The following is a 23,643-nucleotide window of genomic DNA, read 5'->3' as shown; positions in this document are numbered from 1 at the left end:
ACCGGTTACTCACGATCCGAATGCAGACGACGACGGCTGATAATACGCAGCAGACGCCACATCACCCACGCGAGCAGCACGACGCTTATCGCCGCGAAGACCGCCAGCAGCACCGGATGGTTTGCCAGGGCATACCACATGCGCTCGAACCACGGCAGATGACCGACGTAGTAGACGTCACCCACGCGCAGGCTGTTCACGCCGGACTCACGGATCACCGCGACCGAACCAAACATCGCGGCGCGCTTACCACTGTCATTCATCGCGCCATTCAGCAGCTCATACCCGCGCGGGCTGTCTGCCAGCAGGGCGATAACGCTGCGCTGATCGTTGTAAGGAGACTGGAAGCCGACAATCGCCGCCATCGGTCCCTGGGAGCTGATGTTGGTCTGAACGCTCGCTTCGCGGTCGGCCATATCCGGCATGATGCTCGGGAAGGAGGTCTGGCGCAGCGGTGTGTTCACCCAGGACTCGGTCGCATGGACCAGCAGGTCGATACGTTTATCGTCTTTCAGCTTATCCGGAATGGTGCCAATGAGCATGATATCGGCGTCTTTACCCTGAATCTGGCTGCCATCATCCGTCAACGTGACGTTCAGCGCCGGTAAACCGGTTTGTGCGCCGACGGACGCCATCGCATCGAGCAGCGTCGCCACCTGGCCTTCGTTAGGTGTTTTTGGCATCACAACGATGGTTTCAGAGAGGTCGGCCATACGGCTGAACGGGAAGCTGGCGTTAGCAAACGCGCGCAGATCCGGCAGCGCGATAAAGTGATAATACTTCGAAAAGTCGATGGTGGAGTCGTCGCCGATCACCACATGATTCGCGACCGGCTGGAAGGTGATGCAGTTATCCACCGAGCCGCCAGGCATTGGGTTCATGTACTGGAAATCAAAGCGTAACTGGTTCACCGCCCCGAGTTTCAGCGCCGGAATGGAGACGTCTGTTTTGCCGTCCAGCAGACCCTGAAGGACCGGCAGACGCAGCAACAGCTTGTTGGTGTCCTGGCTGCTGGTCAGCGGGAAGGATTGCAGGAACTGGTTGTTCAGGCTGATATCCATGCGCGAGCTGTCTTTGGTTGGCGGCGCGGTATAGCGATAGTTCAGATTGATATCGATCCCGTTACTGCGCAGGAGATAGAGATCCGGCGGCAGGTTCAGGGAGACGTTAATGGCGGATGGCTCAAGCCCGGTAGACTGGAGCTGCTCTTCATAAGTTTTCAGTTCGCCGAAGGTCACCGCGCGATCGGTGCGGATCCAGTTTGGCGCATCGTAAGGTTTACGCGCCAGCAGCGGTTTCACGTCGCCAATGGCGACGCTATTGCCACGGAACAGCACGTTCCCCTGGGCAATGCCTTTCGCCGCCTGGACCAAATCTTTATCATCGCGACCAAATACCACTAACAATTTCACATACGGCTTATCCGGATGATTCATCATTTCGACGGTCGGGCCTTTCACCTCAGGGTGATCGCGGAGGAACGCCGGGCGTTTGTCGTTGGTGGCAAACACGATAGCGTTTCTTTCCGGCAGCTTGTCGAACAGTACCGGGAAGCTCTGCCCGCGCCAGCCAGAGCGGGAGCCAAACCACGAGGTGACGATGGTCGCCGCCTGCTGTTGCGCCACGTCCGGTGAACCGGCAAACACCACCGGCAGGTTCAGCTCGCGGTTATCGCGTGGATCAAAGAACGGAATCGGGAACGCGGAAAGGTCATTTTTGACCGCCAGCGTCTGGTAAGTCATGTTCAGGGAGGAGTTACGACCGACGTCCATCCACAGGGTGCTGCTGGCCGGGTTTTCGCAGACGTCGCGATAGTGGCCGACAAACTCGAGGCGCACGCGGTTAAAGTCGGTGATAAACAGCGGGTTGATCGGCACCTGCGCCAGGGTTTTCTTGCCCAGCTGTTCTTTGGTGACCGGCAGTACGCCCATCAGCTCATCATTGAGATAGACTTTCAGCTGGGACTGAATCGGCAGCAGGGACGGCGATGGGGTGTATTCCAGATTCAGCAGCGCGCTGGAGACCACTTCATCGCTGCGTATGCCAAATTCAACGCCGCCGTTCGGGTTGATCCCGCGCAGGATCATGCTGCCCGGAGGCGGCGCAATCTGCGCAAACGTCAGCTTCACGTCACGCGACGGAACGTTATCCGCAACAATAGGCGCATTCGCACCGTTCACGCCCGGCATCACCTGACCAACCGCCTGCGCGCCCGTCGGCGTTCCCGGCAGGGTGTTCCCCTCCGTTGGCTGATTAGGCACCACGTTTTCGGTTTGCCCAGGTGCTGCGGTAACCACCGGATCCGTCGCTTGCGCCACGACAGGCACGGTCGGCGCAGGGGTTTGCGTCGAATTTTCAGGCGCCGCCTGAGCCATCATTGCGGGCAGCGAACTCATCCCAACCGCCACAGCACATATCCAGGAAAGTTTTCTTTTCATCGCGTTATCATCATTGTTGAGCCATAACCGGGTCCGGTTGTTGTTTCGCCTCATCCCGCTCAGGGCGACGAGGGATAAACGACACCACCCAGGAAACCAGCGAGGTAAGTGAACGGAAAATTATTTTCACTGACGGCGGAGCGAATTCTGCAAGGTGGCGATAACCACGGAACCCCAACTTCAGAATATCCAGCAGACTTTCCAGCGGCTTATCTTCCGGGAAGCTATCCTGCCAGAGTGCCCACGTATCCGCGCGGGCAAAGGTACACTGTACAAAATCAATATGTTGCTTCTTGGTGAGCGGCATCAGCTGCAGCCCGACTTCATTGCCCAACACACGCACAACCTGCGTCGGGAATACGTACTCCTGCTGGCCGCGCTTGAGCAGCAATTTCACCTTCTGCCCTTCGAGCACTTTCGCCTGGCCGTTAATCTTTATGCCTAACCCCCCGTCGGAGAAGTCGTGGACGGTACAGGAGAAGAGATGGCCATCTTCACGGGCAATCGCCGCAGGCATGGAGATTTCGACGCGATGGGAGCGACGAACCTGTTTGCTCTCCACCGATACCGCCACCGCGCCGCCGAGAATGATCAGGTTGTAGAAGACCCATGCGAGGCTGACGAAGACCGTCAGCACTTCGTTTTCCGGGCCGTAGAAGTAGCGCCAGATCCCCACCATCACGCCGAAGATATTCAGCAGGACGAGGAAAATGTACGGGCGGGAGATCACCCAGTCGACGTACTCCTCTTCCACCAGCCCGCCTTTCGCGGTGACGTTGAATTTGCCTTTATGCGGGTTAATCAGCGCCACCAGCGTGGGCGGTGCGATGTACCAGGCCAGCACCGTTTCATAGATTTCACTCCAGAACGAATGGCGGTATTTCCCCTGAATTTTCGAGTTGGTCAGGCTGGCGTGGATCATGTGCGGCAGAACGAACAGGGCAATCATCAGCGCCGGGGCAAAGATGATGTACGCGTGCAGCAGCAGGAAGGCCAGCGGTGCCGTCAGGAAGATCAGCCGCGGGATACCGGACAGGAAGTGGAACATGGCGTTGACATAGCAGAGACGCTGCGCGAGCTTCAGCCCTTTACCCGTCAGCGGGTTATCGAGACGGAAAATCTGCACCATTCCGCGCGCCCAGCGAATACGCTGGCCAATGTGGGCGGATAACGATTCCGTCGCCAGCCCCGCCGCCTGCGGAATACGCATGTACGCCGAGGTGTAGCCGCGACGGTGCAAGCGCAGAGAGGTGTGCGCATCTTCGGTGACGGTTTCCACGGCGATACCGCCAATTTCATCCAGCGGTTTACGGCGAATCACCGCACAAGAGCCGCAGAAGAAGGTGGCATCCCACATGTCGTTCCCGTCCTGCACCAGCCCGTAGAACAGCGTGCCTTCGTTAGGCGTTTTGCGAAAACGCCCGAGGTTGCGCTCGAACGGGTCCGGCGAGAAGAAGTGGTGCGGCGTCTGCATCATCGCCAGCTGTTTCTCTTTCAGGAACCAGCCCATGGTCATCTGCAGGAACGAGCGCGTCGGGACGTGGTCGCAGTCAAAAATCGACACAAATTCGCCCGTGGCATACTTTAGCGCGTTGTTGATGTTCCCGGCTTTGGCGTGCTCGTGGGTAGTACGGGCGATGTATTTCACCCCCACGCTGTCGGCGAACTGGCGAAACTCTTCGCGCCCGCCGTCATCAAGAATCCAGATAGTGAGCTTGTCTTTCGGCCAGTCGATACCGAGAGAGGCGTAAATGGTGTTTTTCACCACGTTCAGATCTTCGTTATAGGTCGGAACGAAAATATCCACCGTCGGCCACTGGGCGGTGTCTTTCGGCAGCGGAACCGGCTGGCGATTCAGCGGCCAGACCACCTGGAAATACCCCAGCACCAGCACCACCCACGCGTAAGTTTCCGCGAACAGCAGAACCAAACCGCAGGTCAGGCTCACCGGGTCATCCCAGTTCAGCGTCGAGGTATAGCGCCACCAGATGTAGCGGCAGGAGACGGTCAGGGAGAGCACAATCAGCATCAGCGCCGAGAAGCGCCCTGGAATACGCCGCACCAGCAGGGCCACGCCCCACAGCAGAATCAGGAAGATAAACTGCGCCAGCGGGTTAAACGGCTGAGTGATACAGAGCAGCGCCAGAATGAGCGAGAAAACGACGATCACCCCGAGAATAAAACGCCGCAAGCCGGGATGCAGATGCCCCAGCTCTTTATGCGAATCGAGATGGCTGGTCTGGTCGCTGAAGCGCTCAGGCAGTGTTTCCAGCCACTGATGGTAACGCCCGCGCACGTTCTTAAAGCGACTGTACGTGCGCCAGCGCGGTTCGGTTTTTTCGCGTTTCGCCTGACTGACGATAAGCCATAACGCCTGAATCGCGTAGCGCGCCGGATCGAGAGGGCGCGGGCGGTCAGGATCAAGATGCGGGTAAAGCTCGCGATGGCGCGCGCGAATACGCTGCCAGCGCGGATGTTCGAGTGGGATGAACATCCAGGCCAAAATCACCCAGAAGCAGCCCAGCGCGGCGCTAAAGGCAGACGCACCGTGACGGCGATAATTCCGGTAACGCTCGCTTAAGCGCGCGCTAACGGGCGGGATGAGGAGCGCGTTGGACAGCCGGCTCATAGGCCTCTCCCGGCAGGCTCCGGGCGTCCGGTATAGTGCAACAGGCACCAGTTCGCCAGAGTGAGGATCTCTTCCGCCGCCAGAGAATCGCTACGGTATTCGCCGAGCGGCTGTTTGGATGCCATGCACTCGGCGATGGCTTCGTCGCGATGAATGACCATCGGCAGCAGACGACGCTGGCTTTGCAGCCAGACCTGGTAGAGATCGTCCTGAATTTGGCTGTTCAGACGTAAATCGTTGATCAGAATATGCGCTCCGTTCGGGAGCACCTGCTGATGCAGGCGAACATGGCAGTTGGCATCCGCGTTCACAATCGTCAGCGTGTGATCGCAGTGTTCGATTAACTGGCGGGTGAGCGGTGAGAAGCCGCTTGGGAGATCGAGCAAAATCCACTGGTAGTGGCTTTTTTCCTGTAACAGCTGCAATGCATCGGCAAAATAACCCAGCGTGCCATAGCGGGTGTAAATGGACTCTTTTTCGCTGGCGGTCAGCTGGCCGAACGGCAGGATATCGAGCTGCGACGTGTAACGTTGTGCGGTGTCTCGCCAGTCGCGACCGTCGAGCAACGCCCGCGCCCAGCCATCAGAAGTGTCAAAGTCAACGTTAAAAGACATCCGCAGCAAATTATCGGGACAGGCATCAATTACCAGTACCGATTCGCCTAATATCTGTAATGACCATCCCAGCGCTGCTGTTATTGACGTCGTGCCAACACCGCCACGAATGCCCTGTAATCCAAGTATGGCCATCAATGGCTCCCTTATTGTTGACGGGCAAATTCAGCTAATAATGGCCAGCGTTTAATCGCCGCAGCCAGCTGTTCTCGCTGTGAAATATCGGTGTAGTCTATTTCAGGCAATGAGAAAGCCTGGCTTAACGCCAAAAAATCATTTTGGAATGTGTACCCAAGGCCAGAATCAACCGGCGTTGTTGGTTCGTTATTATGCATTTTAGTTTCATTCCTTTATTAATTCTCAACGAACAACAGAGGTAGTTGCACGGCTTCCTGCCTGCGAAAATTCATTCATATGCTAAATCTGATGGTCTTTAATTTCAATGTTAGGTTTATTTCTGAGCTTTCGCTAGTAAACTGAGATACAGGTAAATTAGTCGCGAAGAGGGACACCGTGAACCCCATATTTTCAGTTGGTATCCAGTCATTATGGGATGAATTGCGCCACATGCCAGCCGGCGGAGTCTGGTGGATCAGTACGGACCGCAATGAAGACGCTATTAGTCTTGTGAATCAAACAATTGCAGCGCAAGAGAAAAGTGCCCACGTTGCTGTGGTGACCATGGGCGAGGACCCCAAAGATATCATCAGCCTGAGTAATGAACAGGGGCCGGATAAAGTGCGTCTGTTTTCCATGCCAAACCAGGAAGATGGTCTATACTTTTTGCCCCGCGACATTCAATGCAGCATCGATCCTCATCATTATTTACTGGTGCTTAAATGCGCGAACAATACCTGGCAAAATATACCCACAGAAAAATTGCGAGTCTGGCTGGAAAAAATCAATAAATGGGTGCGCGATCAAAATTGCACGCTGCTGGTGATCAGTCCTGGTAGTAATAATGATAAGCAGTTCTCATTTTTAATGAGTGAATATCGTTCCCTGTTTGGTTTGGCCAGTACGCGCCATCAGGCCGACAGCCATCTTTACGATATTGCGTTCTGGTGCAATGAAAAAGGGGTGAGCGCCCGACAACAGCTGACGCTGAAGCATATTGCTGGCGAGTGGCATGTCGCCCAGCAGGAAGAAACCGTCGTTCAGCCACGAAACGATGAAAAACGCATTCTGAGCCACATCGCTGTATTAGAAGGCGCCCCTGCCCTCTCTGAATATTGGTCTTTGTTCGAAACCAACGAATCGCTGTTTAATGAAGCCCGCACCACGCAGGCCGCGACGATTGTCTTTTCGCTGACGCAGAATAACCAGATTGAGTCGATAGCCCGACAGATCCACACCCTGCGCCGCCAGCGCGGCAGCGCACTGAAAATCGTGGTCCGTGAGAACAACACCAGCCTGCGCGCCACCGACGAGCGCCTGCTGCTCGGCTGCGGCGCAAACATGGTGATCCCGTGGAACGCCCCGCTTTCTCGCTGCCTGACGCTCATTGAAAGCCTCCAGGGTCAGCAGTTTAATCGCCACGTCCCGGAAGAGATCTCAACGCTGCTCTCCATGACCCAGCCGATGAAGCTGCGCGGCTACCAGAAATGGGATACGTTCTGCGACGCGGTGAGCAACATGATGAGCAACACGCTGCTGCCGGCAGACGGTAAAGGGGTGATGGTCGCGCTGCGTCCGGTTCCGGGTATCCGTATCGAGCAGGCGCTGACGTTGTGCCGCCCGAACCGTACCGGGGATATCATGACCATCGGCGATAACCGCCTGGTGCTGTTTTTATCCTTCTGTCGCATCAACGACCTGGATACCGCCCTTAACCACATTTTCCCGCTGCCAACCGGAGATATCTTCTCCAACCGCATGGTCTGGTTTGAGGACAATTTGATCAGCGCCGAAATTGTGCAGATGAAACAGCTGCAGCCGGAACAATGGGGCAAACCGCTGCTGGTCGCGAGCGACAGCAAACCGGTGCTGAACGCCACCCACGACGGACACGTTTGGCGTCGCGTCCCTGAGCCGCTGCGTTTGCTGAGTGATGCAGAGGAGAGAGCATCATCATGAACAACACTGACATTATTCAGCTCGTGATCCTGTGCGCGATCATCTTCTTCCCACTTGGCTACTATGCGCGCCATTCATTACGCCGTACCCGCGATACGGTAAGACTGCTGTTTGCAAAACCTCGCTATGTAAAACCAGCTGGAACACTGAAACGGGCTTCACACGTCAAGGCAAACCGAAAACATGACTAATTCTACCTATACTGCTTCGGCACCTTCGCCGCTTTGGCAATACTGGCGCGGCCTGTCCGGCTGGAACTTCTATTTTCTGGTGAAATTCGGCCTGCTCTGGGCGGGCTATTTGAATTTCCATCCGCTGCTTAACCTGGTGTTTATGGCATTTTTGCTGATGCCCATTCCGAACCTGAAGCTGCACCGCCTGCGCCACTGGGTAGCGATACCGATTGGTTTCGGGCTGTTCTGGCATGATACCTGGCTTCCAGGCCCGGATAGCATCATGAGCCAGGGCTCGCAGGTGGCGGGCTTTAGCAGCGATTACCTTCTCGATCTGACCGAACGTTTTATCAACTGGCAGATGATTGGCGCCATTTTTGTGATGCTGATTGCATGGCTGTTCCTCTCCCAATGGATCCGCATCACGGTGTTCGTGGTGGCGATTATGATCTGGCTGAACGTCCTGACGCTGGCAGGCCCGAGCATCTCCCTGTGGCCAGCCGGTCAGCCAACAGAAACCGTGACTACCACGGGCGGCAGCGCCGCGCCGACAGTTGCCACCGCCGGAGATACGGCCGTGATCGGGGATATCCCGGCGCAAACCGCGCCACCGACCTCCACCAACCTTAACGCCTGGCTGTCCAGCTTCTATAACGCGGAAGCCAAGCGTCAGACGAAATTCCCGGCGTCACTGCCTGCCGATGCGCAGCCGTTTGAACTGCTGGTGATCAACATCTGTTCCCTCTCCTGGGCCGATGTGGAGGCTGCAGGTCTGTCGTCGCACCCGCTGTGGTCGCATTTCGATATTCAGTTCAAAGATTTTAACTCGGCCACCTCGTACAGCGGCCCGGCGGCGATTCGTCTGCTGCGCGCCAGCTGCGGTCAGCCGTCGCATAAAAATCTGTATCAGCCTGCGGGCAATCAGTGCTACCTGTTCGATAACCTCGAAAAACTGGGCTTTACCCAGCACCTGATGCTCGGCCATAACGGTATCTTTGGCGGCTTCCTGAAAGAAGTGCGCGAGAACGGCGGGATGCATGCGCCGCTGATGGACCAAACCGGTCTGCCGGTGCCACTGCTGGGCTTTGACGGTTCACCGGTGTATGACGACACCGCCACGCTGCAACGCTGGCTGCAAACGGTCGGGAAAGAGGAAAACACCCGTAGCGCGACCTTCTACAACACCCTACCGCTGCACGACGGTAACCACTATCCTGGCGTGAGCAAAACGGCGGATTACAAAGTTCGTGCGCAGAAGTTCTTCGATGAGCTGGATGCGTTCTTTACCGAACTGGAAAAATCAGGCCGTCGGGTGATGGTGGTTGTGGTGCCAGAGCACGGTGGCGCGCTGAAAGGCGACAGAATGCAGGTCTCAGGCTTGCGCGATATCCCAAGCCCGTCCATCACCAACGTGCCCGCCGGGATTAAGTTCTTCGGCATGAAAGCACCGCATCAGGGTGCGCCAATCGAAATCACCCAGCCGAGCAGCTATCTGGCAATTTCCGAGCTGGTTGCGCGTGCGGTAGACGGGAAGTTGTTTGTGGAAGACAGCGTGAACTGGAATCAGCTCACCAGCGGTCTGCCGCAGACGGCGGAAGTGTCTGAGAACGCGAATGCGGTAGTGATTCAGTACCAGAATAAGCCGTATGTACGGTTGAACGGTGGTGATTGGGTGCCATACCCGCAGTAAGGTTCAGTAACTCCCCTACCCTGACGACTCTCCACACAGGAGAGCCGCCGGGGTGGGGAGATCCGTTCTACTGTCCCGCCACCCACACCAGCATCTTCAGGCTCGCCGAGTAATAGTCATCCTTCGCCGTAATCTCCGGCTCACTCATCGCCTGCCCCATCGTTAAATCCCTTACCGCCAGCAGGCCACCTTCCATCATGTACGGCGCATAGTCGTTGGTCGTGACATTGACCCAGGCCGGGGTTTGCTCGCGACTGAACTGACCTAACCAGCTGCGCCACGGCGTGAGCTGCGGGCTTTGTGGATTAAACCAGTGCACATACAGCGGGATGCGGATCGCATCGTAGCTCATGCGCGGTGGCCACGCTTTCGCGGGCGTCAGCGTGCCGTCTGCGGCCAGAGACACCCAGTCGGTCGGCAGATTGGCCTTACCGCTTCCCATTTTCCCGAGCAGCGTTTGCCCGTCTTTGATCAGCTCGCGCCACACCTGCAAATGGCTGCGGTCAGCGAACGCCTGCCAGGCGGGGAAGATAAAGTACGACGGATTGAGGATCACTTCGCTGTTGAGGTTAAACCCCTGCGCGCCCGGCAACATCACGCGCTGGCCTGCGTAGCGAATCACCGTGTGGGCCACCAGCGCTTTGGTAATGGCATCCGAGGCGGTGCTGTAGCTTTTGTCATGCCAGCGGGCGTCGGCTTTTAACAACGCCCAGGCGATCATCGTATCGCCATCGGTGGCGTCGTTTTTGTCGGTGATCGGGTCCGGCTCGACGGGGTTGTAGCGCCAGTAAAACAGGCCGTTCTCTTTATTTTTTAGAGTCCTGTCGGTCCACTGCCAAAGCTTATCAAACGCCGCTTTGTCGTCGCTCGCCACCGCCATCAGCATGGCGAAACCTTGCCCTTCCGTATGGGAAACGTTGCCGTTTCCGGTATCGACAATGCGGCCATCCGGCATTAAAAAGCGCGCTTTATAGCTCTCCCAGGCCTGACCGGCCTGAGAAAACGGCGAAAAACAGAGACTCATCACGACCGCCAGTGCGGCGCATGCAGGCTTTCTCATCATTTACTCACTGTGGGTTGTGGTAACGGAACTGCACGTCCGAAAGGGAATTAAGACGCTCGCGACTCACCGTCACATGCGCTTTCCCGCCCTGACCCTGCATCCAGCGGACATACAGCCCTTCCAGTATTGCACAGAAGGCGTGACACCAGCGGCTTTGCTGGTCCTCACGGCGGCTTACAGGCAGCGCCAGATGGCGCAGGGTAAGGTCGATGTCGGTGGTGTTGATCTCCACGCAGCCCCAGCCAAAACGCGCCAGTTGGGCGTTGATGTTGGCTTCCAGTTCGACCACCGTTTCTGACGGCGGCAACGGAAACTGTTCGGCCAGCGCCACCCCCATCTGATGCAGGAACGGCTGGCTCTCCAGCTCACCGACGTTACGCACCATGCCGTCAACGATCAGCGCCAGTAGGTCAAACCAGCCTTCCGGCGTTTGCTGCGCGCGAAACCAGCTCAGGATCGCAGGGTTTTCCAGCGTCGTTGTCATTATTTATCTCCCAGCATGTAGCGGAAATAGAGTCCCGCCGTACTTTCGTTATAGCTGCCAAAGGTGTCATAACCGACCTTGCCGCCGATGGTCATGTCTTTGTTGACGTTGTAATCGACCCCGGCGCGGACGGTGTAGCCAATGCCGTTTTCAGAGGTGCCTTTGTAGGTCGCTTCTTTCGCAAAGCCGCTCTCGACGGCCCCTTCCAGCAGTTGCTGCCAGCTGTCGTGAGTCGGGAAGTAGTCGCTGCTGTCCTGGCTGTAAGACTGGTAGCCCACCGAGCCGCCCAGTTTCAGCTTCCAGTTATCGATTTTTTGCGCGTAGTCGATCGGCAGCGAGACGCTGACGTAGTTCTGCGGGCTGAAGTATCCGCCCTGGCCGAAGGTAAACTGGCTGAGATTTTTTGAGAAATCCATCCAGCTCATGCTTAGCCCGGTTTTCACTTCGCGGAAGTCGTCGTGATAAGGACGCAGATAGACCCCGGCGTTCGCATTGATGCTGGTGTTGCTCGCCACGTTTTCACCGAGATAGCTGTAACCACCGCCGCCCGCGTAGAAACCGGCATCGCCGTCGTCATAACTCAGCTGCAGGCTGCCGCCGTTTTTAGTGACGCGCCCCCAGCGTTTGCCGGAATATTTGTCTTCCAGCCCCACGTAAGATAACAGGCTGTCTGTTACCGCGCGGCGCTCTCCGGTCATGATCAGCGACAGGTAATTGGTCAGTTTTGGCGACCATTTCACGCCGCCCACCAGCGTGCTCAGATCCTGTCCCAGCGGCGTGCTGCCGACATCAAGACGATAATCCTTCCCGCTCAGCGCCATGTTCAGCTCCACGCCATTCGCTTTTTGCGCATCCGTAGAGACATCCCCTGGCTGATTGACGTTGGCCTTCAGGTTCGAGGCTTCAAGGTATTCCCCGACCTTGCCGCCGTCGTAGGCTCCGAGCTTCGCCAGATTCAGCTGGCCGTCGGAACTCGTCAGGTTAAAGTCGTTGCTGTCCAGATCGCCTAAGCCCACCAGCGATGCAGCCCCCGGGTGCGCAGCAAGATAGGTTGCGCGCTCCGTGGCGTTCATCGCTGCAATGGCTTTCTGCTCGTTGGTCGCCGTTGCCACCATGTTCGACGCGGCGTTTGCCAGCGGATTAGAGCCGAAGCGGCGCCACGCGTCACCGCTGGCACTGCCCGCGCTGAGCGTAATGGGCGTCGCGGTGAATTCGAAGCGAGACTCACCAAACGGCGAGCTGGACCAGGTGAGCGGTGCTTTGGCTTCCGTCAGCTTGCTGGTGCCCGATTCGCCATCGCGTCCGCGCACGTCCACCCCGCCCTGCAGCCACATACCGGTCTGCTCGTTCATCTGCTGCATCATCTCATCGACCTGACGCAAGGTGCGGCTCTGGGCCGTCTCCTGCGGCAGATCGGGACGCGTGGTGCCCGGCAGCGTCGAGCCTGGCTCGCGTGCCGTTTGCGCCAGTTGCCACGGCAGCCCGTTATCACTGGAGGGCGTGGCGCCGACCGCCTGAGCAGTGCGGCTGGTACTCACGAACGGGTTATCCGCCAGCAACAAGCCGCCCATCGTCGGCGTCGCCGCGCTGTTGGTGGATTGCAGACCCAGCAGTTTGCCGCGCGCGCTGCGCAGATAGGTCATCGCCTGCTGATGGTTGCCCTGGGCTTCTTCCAGACGCGCCAGTAACACCAGGCGCTCCGGCGAGCTGTTATTTTGCAGCCCGTTGGCGAGCTGCTTCGCTTTCACCACGTTGTCTTCAGCCAGCGCCACGTCGATGGCGCCCGCGCGGGCATCCTGATCCGGTGTATCCCGCGTCATCAGGTAGTCGTAGACCACACCCGCCTCTTTGTTCATTTTGCCGGTCTGATACAGACGCGCCATCGCAAACATCAGGTCGGTATTTTGCGGATCGCTTTGCAGGGCGCGGATCAGTTTGTCATACGCTGCCGCATAGTTGCCCTGCTCGCGCAGCTGGTCGGCTTCGTTGATCACATACCCGTTACGCACGCCCGCCAGCTGAGTCGGCGTGCTGCGCGCCAGCAGTTCCGGATTCGCGAGGAAGCTCTGGGCTTCGCCGCTCAGCCCGGCCTGATTCAGCACTGACACCTGATCGGCGTAATCGCCCGCGTTACCCTGCACACCCTCACGCATATTGCTGCGCACCACCGCCACCGCGCCCGTCAGATCGCCACTTTGCGCCAGCATTCGCGCCAGTTTCCCCGCATCGGCCGGGTTTTCCGGTGGCCGCGTTGAGAGGGTTTTCAGGGTATTGGCCGCCGCGACGGAATTGCCCTGCGCCAGGTAACGCTCTGCCGTCGCCATTTGCAGGTTGTAGTTCACGCGCTGAGCCAGCTCGCGCATTTGCGGCGTCTGGCTGGCAGGCGAGATGCGCGACAGAATGGTTTTCGACTGCTGCCACGCTCCGTTTTCGCTGGCAAACAGCGCCGCCGCATACAGCGAACTGGCCCCCGCTCCCTGACGAAACGCGGGCTGCATCACCGAAGCGGCTTCGCCGTCGGCACCGGATTTTTGCAGCAAACGTGCCAGATCGAGGCGGAGCCACGGATCGTCCGGCAGACGGGCAATCCCTTCGCGTAGAACCGCGATCGCCTGCTGAGTGTTCCCGCTTGCCGCCGCCTGCTGCGCCTGACGACGAATCGGATCGCCCGGTAAACCGGTTACCACGCGCGGCTGAAGTTTCGCCTGCAAACTGGCGGGCAGCGTGCGCAGCATCGCCTGGGCTTCGGCGGTTTTGTTCTGCTCTTTCAGGACGTAATAGAGATTTTCACGCGCGGCACCGTTGTTTGGCTGCTGGTTCAACAGCTCGCGCAGGGTCTGTTCGGCCTGCGGATAATCTTTGTTGTGACGCAACACATCGGCGCGGAACAGGCGAGCCGCCGTGCCGCGCTCACCGCTCTGCTGCACCAGCGGAGCCGAAAGCGCCAGCGCCTGGCTGACGTTGCCCTCTTTCAGCGCCTGCTGCGCCTGAGCGAGCTGGCCGTAAAAGGCGGCGTCGTCGGCCTGCTGCTGGCGTTCGCTGGAGGCATCGCCGCCCTGGCTGGCTGCGCGTCCGAGATACTGCGCGGCAGCCTGATAGTCACCGCTGCGCTGCGCGATGTAGCCCATCCCAGCGAGCGCGTCGGCGTCCTGCGGATTGGTTTGCAGCACCTGCTCAAACTGACGTCTGGCGGCATCGGTGTTGCCGCTGTTGAGCGCGGTGAAGCCTTCGCCTTTCGCCGCGCCGCCCACGTTTTTGCGGTAGTACGCCTGCACTTCGCTGTCCTGCGGATGGCGTTGCAGCCAGGTGTCGTAGAATTGCTCGTCACCTGCTTTTGGCCCTAACCACAGCAGGGCCTGACGCAGGGCTGCATCCGCGTCTTTGCTGCCGCTCGCCATCTGCTGCAGCTGAATGATCCCGTCGCGGCGCGTGCTCTCCTGCCAGGTGAGCATTTTGCCCAGCGCCACGCGTGCGGCGTTGTCCTGCGGATTTTGTGCCGCAAAACGCTGCAGCTCAGCCAGAGCCTCTGGATAGAGGGATTTGTCGCTGCCCATCGTCTGGTAATACTCTGGCGCGAGGCTCGCGGGCGGTGTGTCGCCGTTGAACAGCGTTTTCCAGGTTGCCAGCGCCGCCGGAATGTTTCCGCTGCGCGCCTGCTGGCGAGCCAGCGTCAGCGTGCCCTGCGGAACCTGAGTCAGCTGTTTGGCATTATCCAGCGCCTGCAGGCCGCAATCATTTGGCGAAACGTTTGCCAGCCGCGCGCGCCACTGCGCCGCCGCCTGCAAATCACCGTTTTGCTGCGCCCACAGGGCCATCAAGTAGAGCGCCTGGGTGTTGTTGGCATCGACCATCAACACCTTTTTCAGCGACTCGCTCGCCAGATCGTCGTGGGATTTTTCGTGCCAGTAGTTGGCCTGGTCAAACAGCGCCTTCAGCGCCGCCTCGTTTTGCGCCGCCTGCGCGGTGCCGGCAAAGGCCAGCACACCGGAAAGACAGAGGACCGATTGTAAGCTGTTTTTTTTCACTTTCCGCTCTCCGGATTCAGGCGCTTACGCGCACGCTTTTTCAGCCAGGCGTACAAGCCCAGACCGGTCAGCGAACTCATGATCAGACCCAGGATCGCCAGCAGCGCCGAGTGCTGGTTGGCATACCAGACAATCATCATGTGGGCAGGCATTTCACCGCTCGGGAACTGCGAGCCGACGCGGAAACTGCGCACACCGTTTTCGTTGGTGATGATTGCCGCGTCGCCACGAATTCCGGCGTTGATGCGCGCGGAGGTTAAGTCGTCATGCAGGCGCGAGAGCTGGTCGTCGTTGCTGCCCAGCGCCATCACTACCAGACGGTCGCTGCTCCACGGCGAGCGGAAGCTGACAAATCCGCGCCACGCTTCGTTGGAGGAGAAATAGCGGTCTGCTTCGACGCCGTCGGAGGTCCAGTCGCCCGCCAGCCAGCGCTGCAGTTTTTGCCAGGTCGACGGCGTACGCACGCCCAGCGTGTTGTCGTGGAAGGTAAACGGCGATGCGTTCAGCAGGGCCTGGTTAAAGTCGTGCTGCGCCATACCGCTGACCGCTAGCACATCACGCGTGCGCAGAAGCTCAAGATTGCCGCCTGCCGTGGGCACGCCGAGCACCACGCGGTTGTTGTACAGCGCGGTGCCGGTGGCGTTACCGGAACGCGCCGCCATATCCAGCAGCGTGGCGATTTGGGTCTCCGTTGGCTGTTCAGGCAGCAGCAGCACCGTCTGGGAGTAGTCCGCCAGACGCGTGAACGGGAACGATGCGCCGACAAAGTAAGAAAGATTCGGCAGGAGCGAGAAGTGACGCGTGTGGCTCAGATCGATCCACGAGTCTTCATCGATGCGGCTCTTGATGTTGTTGTTCAGCAGCACGCTGCACGGCGCGTTCTCTTTCGCCGTGATGTTGAAATAGAGCGAGAGCTGGTTGTCGCCGTAAATCATGTACGGCTCAAGCGGCATATCAAACTTCTCCTGCCGCGCGTCGCCGCCCACTTTGTGCCATAAGGTTTCCAGCGCGCCCTGTTTGTTCACCGGCAGATTGTGCAGGAAGGTGTCGTTCAGGGTCATGCTGAGCCAGGACCGGTTTTCGTCAATCCAGCTCTCCGTCGGGAAACGGTAGCCGATGTGCAGCGGAATGGTTTCCCCGTCCCAGAGGAAAAGGTCCGGCGCGGCGCGGAAAGCCACCCGCAACGGCGCATGCCAGATCCCGGTGACGGTCAGGCTTTGATCCTTGCGGATCAGCTCCGAGAGCTTCACCGGACGATCCGTTGGGATCCAGCGCGGCGCATCGTAAGGCTTGCTCGTCGGGATCGTCTGCGCGGGGATCGAAATGCTGGCGGTTTGCAGGGCAAAGTTGCCGCGCGTCAGTCGCCATGCCGCCGTGCGCAGCGCCGCGTCGTCGTTCCCGACGACCAGCAGCAGTTTGTACACCGGGTTCGCCGGGTTATCGATCACCTGCAGCATCGGCTCGGTGGATTGCGGCAGCGTCAGGCCGCCGATTTTGTCACCCGGATGGCCAATCAGAATGCCGTTTTTCTCCGGCAGGGTGTCGTGCAACGCCGCGAAAGAGACGCCGCGATAATCGGCCTGAATCCCCAGCCAGGAGGAGATAAGCGCCGCTGCACTGAGAGCATCGCTGCTGAGCGTGGGAGCGAAGGCAAAAGCGATGGCCGCAGGCGTCATCTGCATACTGTCGAAGAACGGGCGCGGGAAATGGCTCAGGTCCGAGCCGATATCCAGCTGCTGCCCTTCCAGCTCGAAGCGGGAATCCGGCAGGATGGTGACGCGATATTTATCCGACAGATCGCGCTGGCACTGCATCGCGTCGCCGTCATTGATCTGCAGGCTCAGGTTATTGCTGGAGACCAGCAGCGCCGCCGGAATATCCAGCTGGAAGCGGGAGATATCGCTGTCCGCCGCGCCCAGAGGCACGGTACCCAGCGGCTGTCCGTTGAGCATCAGTTGCAGGGTGGCGTTACGTGTCGCCATCGCTGGCGAGACTTTCAGGTTCAGCGAGAGCTGGGCATTCGTGATCACCTGATCGACCGGCAGGGTGAAGTTCATTCCCCCCTGAAGCTGGCCGCCGCTCAAGACCAGCCCCTGCGGCTGGCCCATCTGCGCCACGCTGATGCTGTTCACCGTCGAAGGGACAAAAGTCGGCAGCGCAGCCGCCGTTGGCGCAGGCATCTCGACCGGTAGCAGCGAGGCGACGGTGGTCTCTTCACTGTGGAGCGGCAACGCAAACAGTGATGCCGCAAGCAAGGTGAGTTTTGTCAGCTGTTTCATGCGTTGCCGTCCTCCTGCACCTGCGCTTGCGCACGCCGGTTTTCCCGACGCGTTTTCCACGTCAGCCAGAAGAGATCAAACACGCAGCGCACAATGGTGAACAGCGAACGGAATGGGTTGTCCTGCGGTTTCGGTGGCTGGATCCACGCATCTGCACGCGCGAGGACCACGCGCACCAGCTCACGGCGGCGCGCCAGAGGAATATCTTCGAACATCAGGCGGATAAAGTGTTCGTCCGTCGCGACAACGTTGACGGGAATGCTGATTGCACCTGATTGCAGCAGCAGCTCGACCTCTTCGATGTCATCTGCCAGATGGCGATCGTCCGGCAGCTCTACGCGACAGCCGCCCATCGACAGGTCGGCGGTCTGGCTGCGGGAGGAGATACCGCTGGCATAGTGGATCAGCACCGGGATTTTGACCTCGATGCGGATGGTTTTGCGCGTCTGGCGCGTTTCCCGGGCGACGGCAATCGCCGCCAGCAGGAAGATCAGGCTGTAGAGCCCCCAGCCGACGTTCAGGGCGATCACGCTCGGATCAACGCCGTAGTAGTCGTGAGCGCAGGCGCGGACGATACCGGCGATGACGCCAATGCCCAGCAGGATCGCAATCACCAGGTGCGGGCGCACGACGCGGAAATCGAAATAACCGACGTTAAGCAGTGCCCCTTTGTCCGTTACGTTGAACTTGCCGCGCTTCGGGAAAACCATGGTGACCACGGTGGGCAGTACCAGATGGAACGCCAGCACCAGGTCATAGATTTCGCCCCAGAAGCTGTAGCGATAGCGACCGTTCATGCGCGAGTTCAGGTAAATCGCCAGGAACAGATGCGGCAGCGCGTAGGCAAAGACCAGCCCCGCCGAGGAGTGGATGATGTTGAGGTTAAACAGCAGATAGGCCAGCGGCGCGGTCAGGAAGGCAATGCGCGGCAGGGCAAACTGGTAGTAAAGCATGGCGCTGAGGTAGCACAGACGCTGCTGGATGGTCAGCCCGCGGCCAAAGAGCGGGTTGTCCAGACGGAAAATCTGCGTCATCCCGCGCGCCCAGCGCGTACGCTGAATGACGTGCAGCACCAGACGTTCGGTTGCCAGGCCTGCTGCCAGTGGAATATCGAGAAACGCGGATTTCCAGCCGAGACGCTGCATTTTCAGCGCGGTGTGGGCATCTTCCGTGACCGTTTCGACCGCAAAGCCGCCGATCTCCTCCAGCGCGCTGCGACGAATCACGGCACACGAACCGCAGAAGAAAGTAGCGTTCCAGTTGTCGTTGCCCTGCTGAATCGGGCCGTAGAACAGCGTCCCTTCGTTCGGGATATTGCGCCCGACGGAGAGGTTACGCTCGAACGGATCGGGTGAGTAGAAGTAGTGCGGCGTCTGCACCAGCGCCAGCTTCGGATCTTTCAGGAACCCGCCCACGGTGGCCTGCAGGAAAATGCGCGTGGCGACGTGGTCGCAGTCAAAAACGGTGATCAGCTCGCCCTGGGTGAGTTTCATCGCGTGGTTGAGGTTGCCCGCTTTCGCATGGGAATTGTCATTGCGCGTGATGTATCCCACGCCGACATCTGCCGCAAAGACGGCAAACTCGCGACGCTTGCCGTCATCAAGCAGGTAAATCTTCATTTTGTCGCGCGGGTAGTCGATACATTGCGCGGCAAGGACCGTATCGCGCACCACGTCCAGCGATTCGTTATAGGTGGGGATGTAGACGTCGACCGTCGGCCAGAGCGACATGTCATCCGGCAGCGGCACGATCTCGCGCTTGAGCGGCCAGATGGTTTGCAGATAATTCAGCAGGAGCAGGACCCAGACGTAGACCTCTGCCAGAAAAAGTCCCATCCCGAGAATGGTTTCAATCTCGGAATTAAAATGCAGGGTTTGCGTCAGGCGAAAATACATATAGCGGGTCGACATCAATAATGACATCACCACCATAATCACGGAGATACTGCGTCTTTTACTGAAGCCCATTAAAAACAGCAGGCCAATGCTAATAAAGCCAAAGATATATTGTTTCTGGCTGTCCATTGGCGTGATGACGATCAGCAGCGCGACGGGAAGCATTGCTAACGTCAGCAAAATATAAAGAAACTTTTTCATAGGTCGTCCTGGGTGGATTTAAAACCCTGACTTACGCGGAAGGGTATGGACAGTGCCGTCGCCCACTTTTACGCCAAGAATGCCTGCGACTTTTTTGGCAATAAGCTCAATGTCGAAGGCGGCGGCTGACGCCGGGCTAAAGTCGAATATGGACTGTTGAGAGGCGTTGGCTTCCCCGACGCTTTCATCGCGGTGAACCACACCCAGCAGCTTGTCGCCGAGTTTATTCTCCACGAAGGCCGTGACATCGCGGCTGATCTGACGGCGGTTGTCACTTTGGTTGAGGACGAAATAGTGTCCGGCTTTGTGGTTGAGCACCCCGCCCGTCAGGCGCTGATTATCAATTTGCGGCAGCAGTGAGAGTGAAGCGGTGTCTGCCAGCAGCGTGATCAGATGCAGATCGGCCAGGCGCGACATCGCTTTTAGCGCCGGTGACGGGCCAGGAGGAAAGTCAGCAACAATAATCAAGCCCGGATAGTTGAGCAGCGTACTCAGCCCACGCGTGAGGAAGTGCTCATCGTTCTTGAGTCGCTCTTCAAACGCCATGCGCTGATCTTCGCTGGCATCGCCGTACGGCAGCACGAACAGGTTTCCGCCCGCCGTGAGGACAAACTGGCTCCAGTCTGAGGATTCCGCGGCTTTGGCAACGTAACCTCGGCTGTCGGCAAGCGGCACGCCGAAGTGCAGACGCAGCGCGTTTTGCACATCAAAATCCAGCGCTAATACTTTGCTGCCCGAGCGCGCCAGCGCATAAGCCAGGTTTGCGGTCATGGTCGTTTTCCCCACGCCGCCCTTCGGCGAGCAAACGCAAACTAACGGCATGTGGCGATCCTTTCCAGCAGGGAATTGAGCGGCTGATTCTTTTCAGCCGCGGGTTTTGGCGCACTTGCGGCAGGCGCAAACAGACGTGAAAAATTCACCTCTGTCGGGGCATGGACGGGTGCCGGTGTCGCGATGCGAACCGGCACAGGTGTGGGCATCGGGAGGCTTTCTGCCGGAGTAGCAAGTTGCTCAGCAACGCCCTGAAAAATCGACGAGGCATTGGATGGAATGATATCGACAGCAGCAACATCGGGTAATGGCGTTGCCTCAGCCTGAGTGAAGGTCTCTGCACTGACAGGCTGCGGCGCGGCTAGAGACACATGCCCCCCGTGCGCGAAAGTATCGTTTTCAGCCTGTGGCTGAAGCTGGTTGAGAATGGCCCAACTCCCTTGCTCGCTCACCTGGTTTTGCCCTGAAAAGTCTTTGAAATCGAGCGCTTGATTGCGCGTTTTATCCTTAAATCGCTGCAAATCATCATAATGATTCATAGTTATACTCATGATTTACAAATAAATAATGTACACACCACGTTTTGACTACAGTGGCCATTCACGATCAACAGACGTGTTTTATTCAGGCGCAGGCGTACATTCACGTTTCGGTTTAAACCGAACGCTTATTTTTGGCATGTTTAAATTATGGGTTTATTACCGATTTGCTTATTTACGGCATAAGCTTAAACATCGACTCGACACATGCTAACTGTTTTTAACACATAAAAATATCGAAGTGTTTTTGGTTTAAACTAACCAAAACTGTGGCGATTTAGGAGGGAAAATAACAATAAAAGCAGCGTGATAAATTGCTAACTTGAAAATACTAAGAATTAAAAACCAACCAGGATGAATGTCATTTTAATAAAACGTTACCCTGTGAAATATTTAGAAATACTTTTATGTCGTTATTATTTTGAGAAAATCACTAACCCCTTCTTCTCATTACTGATCTTTGAAACCTACCCGTTTAGGTAGGGCGAGATAAATGGAGATTAAAAAAGGGAGCCAGTGGCTCCCTTTGATTATTCCGCGCTTCTGAGGGAGATTTCTCCGCCCACCCACGGCTTCAGAATGCCATCCTGTTCCAGCAGGAGTGCGCCCTGGGCGTTAATACCGCGTGAAATCCCGAAGATTTCTTTGTCGCCAATGATCAGTTTTACGGGACGATGAATAAAGTTATCCAGTTTCTCCCAGCGGGAGAGGAAAGGTGCAAGTCCGTCCTGCTCAAAGAGCGTCAACGCCTCACGCAGCTCTTTAATCAGACGAACGGCGAGCGTGTTACGGTCCATCGTGATACCCGCTTCCTGCAGCGTAATCCAGCCCTGGTTAACGATATCTGCCTGGACTTGTCGCATGACCATATTGAGACCTGCGCCGATCACGATTTGCGCCGCATCGCCGGTTTTGCCTGTCAGTTCCACTAATATGCCTGCAAGTTTACGATCGTTCAGATAGAGATCGTTCGGCCATTTTACGCGGACTTTATCGGCGCCGAGGTCATGTAACACTTCGGCCATCACAATGCCGATCACCAGACTTAAGCCAATTGCCGCCGCCGGGCCTTGCTCAAGGCGCCAGAACATCGATAAATAAAGGTTGGCACCAAAGGGTGAGAACCATTTGCGGCCACGACGACCACGACCGGCCTGCTGATATTCCGCGACGCAGCAGTCGCCGGAGTTGAGGGTGCTGATACGGTCGAGCAGATACTGATTCGTGGAATCGATAACCGGCAAGACCGTCACTTTACCCTGATCAAGCTGGCGGCAAATCACTGATTCATCCAGTAACTGGATAGGTTCGGGCAGGCTGTACCCTTTTCCCGGAACAGTGAAAACGTCCACACCCCAGTCGCGAAGGGTCTGAATATGTTTGTTAATGGCGGCACGACTCATCCCGAGATGTTCACCCAGCTGCTCGCCAGAGTGAAATTCCCCATCAGACAGGATGCTAATCAGCGTTAAGGGTACGGTGTTATCTTTCACGCAATCGTCTCCACGGCGTTCACTTCACCTGTACGACCGATAAAGCGAACTTCTGGCTCAAGCCAAACGTTGAATTTATCGCCTACGCACTGGCGAACGTGGTGCGCCAGACGCACAACATCTTCACTGGTCGCATTATTTTCATTGATTAACACCAGGGCTTGCTGGCGATGCACCGCTGCCCCCCCTTCAACCGCACCTTTTAACTGACATTGATCGATAAGCCAGCCTGCAGCCAGTTTTACACTGCCATCAGCCTGCGGATAATGTGGCGCGTTTGGCCATTGGGCGAGCAGCGTTTGCGCGGTTTCGCTGCTGATCACCGGGTTTTTGAAGAAACTGCCGGCGTTTCCATTCACCTTTGGATCGGGCAGTTTTGTCATGCGCATGTGGCAGACGGCGTCGAACACTTCGCGAGGCGTTACGGTCTGCGGATCAAGGCGCGTTAAATCACCGTACGTTAGTACTGGCTGCCACTGTTTTGCCAGGCGTAGCCCTACAGAAACAATGACATAACGATCCTGATACTCATGCTTGAAGATGCTGTCGCGGTAGCCAAAACGGCACTGTTCAGTGGTCAACCGGCTGGCTTTGCCCGTCGCCAGCTCAATGCAATCGACATACTCACAAACGTGTTTTAACTCAATGCCGTAGGCACCGATATTTTGAATGGGGGATGATCCTGCACAGCCGGGAATAAGCGCCAGGTTTTCCAGGCCAGCCATTCCGTGTTCCAGGGTGAATTGCACCAGATTGTGCCAGTTTTCACCTGCCCCAACGTGCAAATACCAGCTGTCGTCTGTCTCGGTGACATCGATGCCTGAAATGCGGTTAACAATAACCGTACCGGCGAAATCATCAAGAAAGAGAACGTTACTTCCCTCACCAAGAATCAGGACAGGCTGGTGATTTTCAGTGGCGGTTTTCCACGCATCGAGCAGTTGCTGAGCGTTCTCTGCACGCACGATATTGTTAGCATTACGTTGAATGCCAAAGGTATTCCAGGGCTTAAGGGAGTGGTTCATAGATGCTATCCTGATGCAAAATCAGGGATAGTTTACCGTATATGTGGGGGGATGGGGGATTAGTTTGACGCGTAGTAAAGGGGATCTGATGTACGACAAAAACGCAAAAAGGCCATCCTTGCGGATGGCCTCTTCACTTAATTGATGCCTGGCAGTTCCCTACTCTCACATGGGGAGACCCCACACTACCATCGGCGCTACGGCGTTTCACTTCTGAGTTCGGCATGGGGTCAGGTGGGACCACCGCG

Annotated in this window: 16 protein-coding genes and 1 rRNA gene; 3 read left to right on the top strand and 14 right to left on the bottom strand. The window is 57.4% G+C overall.

Annotated features, from left to right (window positions below; all coding sequences use genetic code 11):
* Positions 1 to 5: 5 nt before the first annotated feature.
* From bcsB (F153LOC_RS15525) to bcsR, 4 genes are read right to left on the bottom strand one after another with little or no spacing between them, the layout of a single operon-like run.
* Positions 6 to 2,438 (bottom strand): cellulose biosynthesis cyclic di-GMP-binding regulatory protein BcsB, encoded by a 2,433-nt coding sequence (bcsB, locus tag F153LOC_RS15525; RefSeq protein ID WP_102105271.1) that lies wholly within the window; start codon positions 2,436 to 2,438, stop codon positions 6 to 8.
* A gap of 10 nt (positions 2,439 to 2,448) precedes the next feature.
* Complete coding sequence (bcsA, locus tag F153LOC_RS15520) at positions 2,449 to 5,067, bottom strand: UDP-forming cellulose synthase catalytic subunit (RefSeq protein ID WP_100778490.1); 2,619 nt, start codon at positions 5,065 to 5,067, stop codon at positions 2,449 to 2,451.
* On the bottom strand, positions 5,064 to 5,816 hold the full coding sequence (gene bcsQ / locus F153LOC_RS15515) for a cellulose biosynthesis protein BcsQ (protein ID WP_100778489.1): 753 nt from the start codon (positions 5,814 to 5,816) through the stop codon (positions 5,064 to 5,066). Before bcsQ (F153LOC_RS15515) ends, bcsA (F153LOC_RS15520) begins: the two co-directional genes overlap by 4 nt.
* 11 nt (positions 5,817 to 5,827) lie before the next feature.
* Positions 5,828 to 6,016, bottom strand: a complete 189-nt coding sequence (gene bcsR / locus F153LOC_RS15510; RefSeq protein ID WP_100778488.1) for a cellulose biosynthesis protein BcsR — start codon at positions 6,014 to 6,016, stop codon at positions 5,828 to 5,830.
* A gap of 178 nt (positions 6,017 to 6,194) precedes the next feature.
* On the opposite strand from bcsR, the gene bcsE reads away from it, so the two are divergent.
* Genes bcsE through bcsG form a run of 3 tightly spaced genes read left to right on the top strand, consistent with a single transcriptional unit; the run spans position 6,195 to position 9,620 of the window.
* Complete coding sequence (gene bcsE / locus F153LOC_RS15505) at positions 6,195 to 7,757, top strand: cellulose biosynthesis c-di-GMP-binding protein BcsE (protein WP_102105270.1); 1,563 nt, start codon at positions 6,195 to 6,197, stop codon at positions 7,755 to 7,757.
* Positions 7,754 to 7,948, top strand: a complete 195-nt coding sequence (gene bcsF, locus F153LOC_RS15500; protein ID WP_100778486.1) for a cellulose biosynthesis protein BcsF — start codon at positions 7,754 to 7,756, stop codon at positions 7,946 to 7,948. Before bcsE ends, bcsF begins: the two co-directional genes overlap by 4 nt.
* A complete protein-coding gene (gene bcsG / locus F153LOC_RS15495; RefSeq protein WP_102105269.1) occupies positions 7,941 to 9,620 on the top strand; it encodes a cellulose biosynthesis protein BcsG in 1,680 nt (559 codons plus the stop codon). The genes bcsF and bcsG overlap by 8 nt, the downstream gene beginning before the upstream one ends.
* Before the next feature lie 67 nt (positions 9,621 to 9,687).
* Here bcsG and F153LOC_RS15490 read toward each other — a convergent pair whose 3' ends face one another.
* From F153LOC_RS15490 to rrf, 10 genes are all read right to left on the bottom strand, one after another.
* Positions 9,688 to 10,680: a glycosyl hydrolase family 8 gene (locus F153LOC_RS15490; RefSeq protein WP_102105268.1), complete on the bottom strand. Its 993-nt coding sequence runs from the start codon at positions 10,678 to 10,680 to the stop codon at positions 9,688 to 9,690.
* Positions 10,681 to 10,687: 7 nt separating this feature from the next.
* Positions 10,688 to 11,167: a cellulose biosynthesis protein BcsD gene (gene bcsD / locus F153LOC_RS15485; protein ID WP_102105267.1), complete on the bottom strand. Its 480-nt coding sequence runs from the start codon at positions 11,165 to 11,167 to the stop codon at positions 10,688 to 10,690.
* Positions 11,167 to 15,192: a cellulose biosynthesis protein BcsC gene (locus tag F153LOC_RS15480; RefSeq protein WP_102105266.1), complete on the bottom strand. Its 4,026-nt coding sequence runs from the start codon at positions 15,190 to 15,192 to the stop codon at positions 11,167 to 11,169. Before F153LOC_RS15480 ends, bcsD begins: the two co-directional genes overlap by 1 nt.
* Positions 15,189 to 17,471 carry a cellulose biosynthesis cyclic di-GMP-binding regulatory protein BcsB gene (gene bcsB, locus F153LOC_RS15475; protein WP_102105265.1) on the bottom strand — a complete coding sequence of 761 codons (2,283 nt, stop codon included), beginning with the start codon at positions 17,469 to 17,471 and terminating at the stop codon, positions 15,189 to 15,191. Before bcsB (F153LOC_RS15475) ends, F153LOC_RS15480 begins: the two co-directional genes overlap by 4 nt.
* A complete protein-coding gene (gene bcsA, locus F153LOC_RS15470) occupies positions 17,468 to 19,567 on the bottom strand; it encodes a UDP-forming cellulose synthase catalytic subunit (RefSeq protein ID WP_102105264.1) in 2,100 nt (699 codons plus the stop codon). Before bcsA (F153LOC_RS15470) ends, bcsB (F153LOC_RS15475) begins: the two co-directional genes overlap by 4 nt.
* A gap of 18 nt (positions 19,568 to 19,585) precedes the next feature.
* Positions 19,586 to 20,389, bottom strand: a complete 804-nt coding sequence (gene bcsQ / locus F153LOC_RS15465) for a cellulose biosynthesis protein BcsQ (RefSeq protein WP_102105263.1) — start codon at positions 20,387 to 20,389, stop codon at positions 19,586 to 19,588.
* Positions 20,380 to 20,877, bottom strand: coding sequence for a cellulose biosynthesis protein BcsO (gene bcsO / locus F153LOC_RS15460; protein ID WP_102105262.1), 498 nt, complete (start codon positions 20,875 to 20,877; stop codon positions 20,380 to 20,382). The genes bcsQ (F153LOC_RS15465) and bcsO overlap by 10 nt, the downstream gene beginning before the upstream one ends.
* Before the next feature lie 530 nt (positions 20,878 to 21,407).
* Positions 21,408 to 22,370: a bifunctional biotin--[acetyl-CoA-carboxylase] ligase/biotin operon repressor BirA gene (gene birA / locus F153LOC_RS15455; RefSeq protein ID WP_102105261.1), complete on the bottom strand. Its 963-nt coding sequence runs from the start codon at positions 22,368 to 22,370 to the stop codon at positions 21,408 to 21,410.
* Positions 22,367 to 23,395: a UDP-N-acetylmuramate dehydrogenase gene (gene murB / locus F153LOC_RS15450; RefSeq protein ID WP_102105260.1), complete on the bottom strand. Its 1,029-nt coding sequence runs from the start codon at positions 23,393 to 23,395 to the stop codon at positions 22,367 to 22,369. The genes birA and murB overlap by 4 nt, the downstream gene beginning before the upstream one ends.
* A gap of 146 nt (positions 23,396 to 23,541) precedes the next feature.
* Positions 23,542 to 23,643: ribosomal RNA gene (gene rrf, locus F153LOC_RS15445) — 5S ribosomal RNA — on the bottom strand; the annotation flags it as partial.

This window comes from Lelliottia sp. F153, from assembly GCF_002870005.1.
GTDB classification, from domain to species: domain Bacteria; phylum Pseudomonadota; class Gammaproteobacteria; order Enterobacterales; family Enterobacteriaceae; genus Enterobacter; species Enterobacter nimipressuralis.
Note: the sequence above shows the minus strand (reverse complement) of the source record. Positions and strands in the feature narration are given on the sequence as shown.